3 protein-coding genes are annotated in these 7,964 nt (G+C 37.9%); all 3 read right to left on the bottom strand.

The window, feature by feature from the left end; genetic code table 11:
- Window positions 1-154: 154 nt before the first annotated feature.
- Window positions 155-862: a methyltransferase domain-containing protein gene (locus M595_RS22535; RefSeq protein ID WP_023068785.1), complete on the bottom strand. Its 708-nt coding sequence runs from the start codon at window positions 860-862 to the stop codon at window positions 155-157.
- Between the two features lie 29 nt (window positions 863-891).
- A complete protein-coding gene (locus M595_RS22530; RefSeq protein WP_071809970.1) occupies window positions 892-1,644 on the bottom strand; it encodes a sulfotransferase family 2 domain-containing protein in 753 nt (250 codons plus the stop codon).
- Between the two features lie 177 nt (window positions 1,645-1,821).
- Window positions 1,822-7,734 carry a glycosyltransferase gene (locus M595_RS22525; RefSeq protein WP_040484519.1) on the bottom strand — a complete coding sequence of 1,971 codons (5,913 nt, stop codon included), beginning with the start codon at window positions 7,732-7,734 and terminating at the stop codon, window positions 1,822-1,824.
- Between the last annotated feature and the right edge of the window lie 230 nt (window positions 7,735-7,964).

The raw sequence follows: 7,964 nt of genomic DNA, 5'->3' as shown, positions 1-7,964 counted from the left end.
CCAGGATGAGCATCGCTTAAGTCGATTTGAGCGTAATCCTTCAATAAAAACTCCACAGTTGTAGATGCTGCTTTGGTATTTGCTATAAAAATGAATTTCTTTTTAACGCTAATTAACATGAAAAAAAACTGAAAGTATAAAGTCAATAAAAAAATCAAAATTTACCACTTTTTTTATATAAAAAAATAGATTTTCCGTTTGGTTCATTTTCTGGTTGCCAGGGGATGCCAGCCTTTACAAACTCCTCTTCTTCAAATAAAGAAGTTACAGGAATAAAACAATTGACACCTAATGATTCTTTAATAGTATACATCACGTCATACCCAAACAAGCGAACATGATCTTTTTGTCCAAATGTTTTCTTTCGTTCAATTTCAGATAAAAATGGGTCGAGATTTTCAATTGTTTTTTGTCTTTTATGAATGGGTATTGTAAATACCATCGTTCCCTCTGGTTTTAAAATACGAGCCAAACCATGTAGAACATCTTTGACCGAACAAAAAAGATGTTCAAGTACATGATTGTGTAATATAAAGTCCCACTCATCTGATGGCATTGAGTTCAAGTCTTCACAAATATCAAAGCGTCGAACTGTTGTTTTTGAATTCTTGTATCTTTCAGGAAACAAATCAAAAGCCTGGTATTTTTCAGCATGACTTTTGGTAAAAAGATCGATAAAACACTTTTCCGGTGCAAAGTGTAATATGCGATCTTCGGCACGTGGAATTCCTAATTTAACAAGAACCATGTAGATAACTCTACCTCTTTCTAAAGAGCCACAAGTCAAACATTTAGCCGAGGGGCGATTAGAGAATTTTCCAAATTTTTGACCTTTACAAATTGGACAAATTACCGTAGTCATAATTTTATCTGCCCTCAAAAAAAATTGGATTAATTAAACAAGGTAATGCAATGTGATTTTAGTGTATAAAACAATTCAAAATCATCATAATAAAGTTGATTTATAATTGCTTCTAATTCATCGTCTAACATTGCAGAATAACTAGGAATATCCCCTTGATTTAAAAAGCGTTCATAAATATGAATAGCCGACAAATCAACTGCGTTATCATCATATTTTTTGTATTTTGACGTTGAATTGGTTTTGTGTTTAAAAAATTTATTGGCTAATTCATATCCGAAAAGTTTTTCTGAATTTTCAGCCAAATTATCAAGCAACCAAAGATGATTGTAGTTGATGGGTGCTAAATGTTCTTTCTGGGGCCAAAAGTGACAATCAACTCTTTCAAAATCTACCTTGGCCAAATACTCAGACACAAATTCCCGAAAAGTTAATAAATCGAGTGACACTGATATGTTTCTACTGATAGAATCTGAAAGATCTGATCCCTTTTTCAAACGTTGAATAAACTGATTTAAGTAAGCAGATATCACCCTATCGCTTGGATTCCTGATCACTGCAATCTTATGCTCAAAAGCTTTTAAGCTATCTATTGACTTAACTCGATGATATTTCATCATAAACTCCAAATAGGAGTTACAGTATTTTATGTTATCGCGCATATTAGAGTTTGCAACAAAAAATTTTTTGAAGGCGGAACAAGCATTTTTTCTGATATAAGTGTACACAAAGTCTATATTATTTAAGTGTAAATGAAAATGATAATGTCTTTTGGAAAGCATAATCAATCAATTGGGGTTTTCAAAAATTTTCTCTACTTTGAATGAGCTTGACAGGATATAAAATCAATTGCTTTTTTATCTCTGGCGTTACTCTCAACAATGAACTTGGGTTATCAATTTAGTTCTCTGATTGAACTTTGCAATCAATCATCAAATCAATAATTTTGGATTAAATACTCATTTTATTTTCATAATTTTAGATATCAAAAGATTCATAATTGTTGGTGTTGTTTCAGGAAAATATGATAAAAACTCATAATTGAATAGCTTGGAAACTTTATCTTTCATTTTATCATGGATATATAAATCGTAAAAAAGTTCTTCATAGAGTTGAGCCTGAATCATAAAGCTAAGATTTTTTTCTGCATATACTCTACAATCGTCAGACATACTCTTTCCGGTTAAGGTTGCATATATACCTTTAGCCAAACCCTTCACATCTCCTACAGGAAAAGTATACCCAGTAACTCCATCTTTTACCATATCAGGAATTGCACCCGTCTGAAAACCAACAACTGGAGTTCCACAAGAAATTGATTCAGCCGTCGTGTTAGAAAAAGTTTCTTCAAGTGAAGGGACAACAACAACATCGGCAGCAGAGTAAGCAATCGCTAGTTTTTCATTATCATTAATGTACCCAATGCTTTTATTTTCAAGTTGAATTTGTTCATTAACAGGCGTTCTACTACCTATGAGCATGATCAATGGATTTAATTCACTATATTTATGATAAAATAAATCTAAAACTTCTAGCATCTCTTGATACCCTTTGACCCTAGATGAATAAGAAGGCAAATAACCAATTATTTTACGGTTTAGAGGCAATCCTAATTTTTTGCGTGCTTCATTTTTGTTATGAGGTTTAAAAATATTTGTTTCAATTGAGTTGGGTATGATTTCAATTCTACATTGATTAAAGTAAGGAGATTTTTTCACAATTTCTGCGCTGTGTCTGCTCAAGGTCACGATCGTAATATTATCAAAATTGTAATAATGCCTCTTGGCATTTAACACTTTGCTAGGGAAATTATCAAATGTATCAACAAGCTGAGGACAATTATAACAGCTATTCTGCCATTTATGACAGCCATGAAAATAGTGACATCCTCCCGTCAGGGGATTCATATCCCTGATGGTTATCACTAAAGGCTTGCCCATGTTACTCAACTGAGCGATATTTTCGATGGACAGGAAACGAGCAGTCCAATGTAAATTAACGACATCTGCATCTGCAACCATTGATGCTAATTGTTTGGAATTAATCAGTGGGTGATTGATGCTAAAGATAGTCAATCCAGGTTTGCTGATAGACGGATCTTGTAAAATTCTCCAAGTTTCCCCATTATTGTTAAGGGGATCAGACACAACTTGTACACCAGGGAAAGATTTATGATTTCTCACTGTCGTGAAAAGAGTTGGGTGAATTCTTGTGTTGAGCAAGCCTTTGTGTATACGAAAAGCTGCATAGCCCGCCCCTTGAATTGTACTAGAGGAGAATAAGACAGCATTTAATTTAGACTGAGAGACCTTAATTATTTCTTGACCCAATAAAAGCGTTTGTCTTTTACTTGAAAACAGCGAGATTCGCTCTGTGGCATATTCGATGTTATCAGCAAAGCATTCCCCATTTTTTAAAAAAAATTCTAGCGCCTTTCCGATAGCAATTCCGTCAGCATGAGGGACTACTTGTGCAAATTTATTTTCGTAGCCTATAACCTCCGGCAAGGCGCCCGCATCAGTAACGATAACTGGTAATCCTGATACAATCGCTTCTAAAACTGCTACTCCAAATGTTTCGGATCTATTAAGTCCGTCTTTTGAGTAAGTTGAAGGCTGAATAAATATATCAAAAGAATGAAAAAAATTAATATTTTTTAAAAAATCAACAAATGGAATAAGCGAAACTTGTGAATATAAATTCAATCTTTCTATTTCTGTTTTAGTTTTTTCGTAATAATCTCTGCCGTTACCATACACAATTGTTAAATGTACATCATCATAAAATTCATCTTTAAAGAATTTTAAACCTTGCAATAAGTAAGTATGACCTTTCCACTCGACCAAGCGACCTATCGCCAAAAGTTTAAGTGTACGACCTTTTTTAAAATAATTTGATTTTTTACGATGTGAAAAAAATTGACTGTTAACAGTATTATGAATAAGAGTTATTTTATTTTTCGGAACTCCATGACTTTCCAACTCACTTATAAGATAATTAGAAACAGCCGTGAACGAAGTATTTTCTCGCTTACAAAAATCTTCTAATAAATATTTTTTATATTTGGGATTGTTACGCATTGAAAAAACATCAATACCGTGAGTCATGCTGATGGTTGGCACTGATATATCAAGAGGCTTTAACCTTTTAGATAACTTCCACTCATTTAAAGCAAAATGAGCAACAACTACATCAGGATTTATTTTTGTGAATATATATTTGTAGATTTCGTTTCTCACTTCTTCTCTAAAATCTTGCCAAGGTATATATAATCCTTTTTGATAAGGCCTTTCATTCTCTAGAATTTTGTGTTCATACAAAATATAATTATCAAAAGATGTTTCATTTTCAAGGCGATTAAGCAGATCGTAAATAAATGTCTCAGATGGTGCTGAAAAAACAGTCACAAAATGTAGGATAACTTTTGTTCTACTACTTTTATTCTGACTGGCAGTCGAGTCGATAGAATCTATAATTTTGGAAAAACAACCTTGATTGGTACTAATTCTTATAGAATTTTTGGGGATATTAAACTGATTTGATACTTTAATGAATTCTAAAAATGTGGTACTAGCTTCTGTTCGAGACAGCTTAAAGTTATCTCGGTGCTTAAAGCAATAATGAATATATTTAGCCAAACTTTGGATAAACGTACTTTCTTGTCGATATTTTTGGGCTATATCAATAATTTTCGAGATTCTATTCTTATTAAATCTAAATAAATAAATTTCTTCCGCATCTGAGTTTTCTAAAAAAACAAATTCATTTTTATAGCTTATAATTACTTCTGAAATAAATAACTGTCTTGTTTCAGGAGTATTTCCCGAAGATAGCCCACCCTCCGAAAGTACAAAGAGAAAATCTGGAACCAAATCGAATTTTATTCCTTCTTTAAAAGCCTTGCGAATCCATACAGCATCGCTGACAATACGATATTTCTCTGAATACTTTCCTATCTTATTGTAGCAGGATTTACTCACTAAAAAAGTATTGTGACAAACATTGAGATGTCCCAAGAAAACACCCTCATTTATGCCTTCAGTAGTCAATTCATTTTCACCATGTTTGTAATATGTATATACAATTTCTGATTGTTTTGACATTGCGACTTCAACACAAGAACTAACAAAATCTGGCAAATACCAGTCATCTGAGTTTAAAATGCAGATATAATCACCGTAAGCCAGTTCTAGACCCTTGTTCATGGCGTTATAAATACCACCATCAGGCTCCGAAACAAAATAGTCAATTTTATCACTGTACTTAAGTATAATATCTAGAGTAGCCTGATCGCTTCCTCCATCAATAACTATATATTCAATATTGCTATACTTTTGATTGAGTACGGAATTAATACAACGTTCAAAAGTTATTGAGTTATTGTAGACGGGAGTAATAATTGAAACCAGAGGTTCTTTGCTGGTAGTATTTTTTGAATTACCAGATAATCTTAATCCACCTTCAGCCTGTCGCTTCCCAGTAAAATTAGGATAAGTTTTATATTTTCCACAAACTAAATCTGAGAAAGACGAAACATTCCCAGTTAGCCTACAATAGAAATCATTAAGCTGAGTCCCCATCAAACCTTGCTCAAGCTGACTCAAATAAAATTCAACCGCGCCATCACTCAATCGCCGTGCCAACTCTTGATCAGCTTTAATCTGTTGCACCGCCCCGGCAATACCTTGAGCATCAGACCTTTCCAACACATACCCTTCCTGACCATGCTTCACCCTCAACCCCAAATTCGTCTTCGGCAGCACCACTGGTCGCCCCATTGCAAAATATTCCAGCAATTTCGATGGAACGCGCTGGTCATTAAACACACCAGGTACACCAGACTGAACTAAAACATCTGCTGCTGCCAAAATTTCCGGCACTTGCTCTCGTTCCACCCACCCTAGATACTTTTCATAAATTCTTCCCCAACTCTCAACCCCCATTTCCTCACGATTCAAACCAGTACGCAACAATACCGTAGGGCATCCCTGTTGATTCAAAATTTCTACAGCTTTGTATAGCTCCCGTACCTCATCTCGGTTGCCACTATGTACATTACCTGTATAAGCTAAAACTACATGACCTTCTGGAATACCCAAGGAACGACGCAAGTCCTGATTTATTGGTCGAGGATAAAACAAACTCTCATCAACTGGGGGAGCTAAAACCAACTCAGGCACATTCCCAGTATTGAAACCTTTGAGAGTCTCAATAATCATAGTTAACCCCTGAGCTTGCTGGAGAAAAGCTTTACCTTTAATCGGATGGTAGCGATCGCCAGGAATAATCTTGTCAAGTTCAACTTCTGGCAACTTAGCCAACTCCGCAAAAGGTCTTCCCACTTTAGCTTCGGTTAAATATTCCTCATTATCCTCTAAATGAATAACCAAAGGACATGAGTATTGTTTCAGTAATCTTTCCACAAATTTCCGCACAATCTCACGGGGAGTCCAGGCATGGATCACATCAGGGCCGCGACCATTAGCAAAAGGTAAACGCGAATCCGGAATGGAAAGCGCGGAAAACGGTAATATGGGAACAGTGTTTGATAAATTGTGCAAAGACTGTCGCAGCACATCCGTATTGTCAGAGCTATCAGGAACCACAACCAGACAATCAACTCCTTGATCTAACAACCGATTAGCATGGAGTTGGACATGATACCCACCGTTGGAGTCGATATTTCCGTAAAGTACAAAAAGAACGTTAAGGTAAGTTGACCTTTCATTTCGATTTTTTAAGATACTGTATTTTTTACCTTGATCATTTGCACCAAGCTTTTGAGTCACTCTTCTTATTTGTGGCAAGGCTCTACTCAATTTTGAAGCATAGCCACTTGTTCGAGACTTGAACTCTAAAGCTTGTCGATAAGCCTCCGCCGCCTCCTCATTCTCCCCCAACTCCCTTAAAACATCCCCCAACTGCTGCCAAACCACAGCAGACCCCGGATACAACTCAACCGCCTTCCGCAACTCAAGCGCAGCCTCCCGCCACCGCCCCAACTGCATCAACGCATAGCCCAACTGATGCCGTACCTGAGCCGACTTAGGGTTAACTTCCAACACCTGCCGCAACTCAACCACCGCTTCCTCATAGCGCCCCAACTGATTAAACGCATAGCCCAAATAGTGCCGCACCTCCGCCCCGACAAACCCCAACGCGATCGCCCCCTGGTACTCCGCGATCGCCTCCTCCCAACGCTGCAACTCCGCCAAAGCTTTACCCAAAGCAAACAAAACCTCGCCCGACTCCGACAAAGCCGCAACTTGGCGATAACAGTCCACCGCCTCATCCCACCGCCCTAATTTCCCCAACGCCTTAGCCAAAGCCAAACCACAATCAACCGAACCCGGATGAATCTCCCATCCCCGACGATACCAGTCTACCGCCTCCGCCCCTTGTTGTTGCTCAGACTTAATCACCCCCAAAAAATAATAAGCTTCCGCCAGAGAAACCGTTGGGATAGAAGAAGTCGAAAACTGCAACACCCGACGGAGACAACCCTCCCCCTCAGAAAATAGCCCCAACTGCACCAAAGCCGCCCCTAAACCCAGATGAAATTCAGCCAGATCAGACTTCAACTCCACCGCCCGACGCAAATAACCCACAGCTTCCTGAAACTCTCCCTGTAGGCGCAACAATTCCCCCAACTTATATACACCCCAAACCCCCCCAGGGTTCAACACCACCGCCTGACGAAACGCAGCGATCGCTTCATCCAAGCGCCCCAACTTCCAAAGCGTTTCCCCCAAATTCTGATAAGCCGGATAAAAACTTGTATTTTCTGCTGTTGCCGCCCGATAAGCCGCCACCGCTTCTTCTAGCTTACCCGTCCGTAGCAATAGGTTTGCTTCCTGAAACTGACTCACCATCACTCAACCGTTCCTAAACCTGGGGGAAATCTCTACCGGAGAATATACTACCACATTGTCATTGGTGAACCCTTCGTTTCACTCAAGGGTAAACTCCGTGAAGAATCTCAACAGACCCTTGATTCGATTCGGCGTGACAGACTTTGCACCCGCCAAATTCCGACTCACCACCCAGACGCACACCGTCAGCCAAAAGTTTCCCTTCCCTCAAAAAAAGCGTTCGCCTATGT

The sequence above is a fragment of the Lyngbya aestuarii BL J genome, assembly GCF_000478195.2.
In the GTDB taxonomy this organism is placed as follows: Bacteria; Cyanobacteriota; Cyanobacteriia; order Cyanobacteriales; family Microcoleaceae; genus Capilliphycus; species Capilliphycus aestuarii.
The sequence above is the reverse complement of the archived record's forward strand: the minus strand, read 5'-3'. Positions and strand labels throughout refer to the sequence as shown.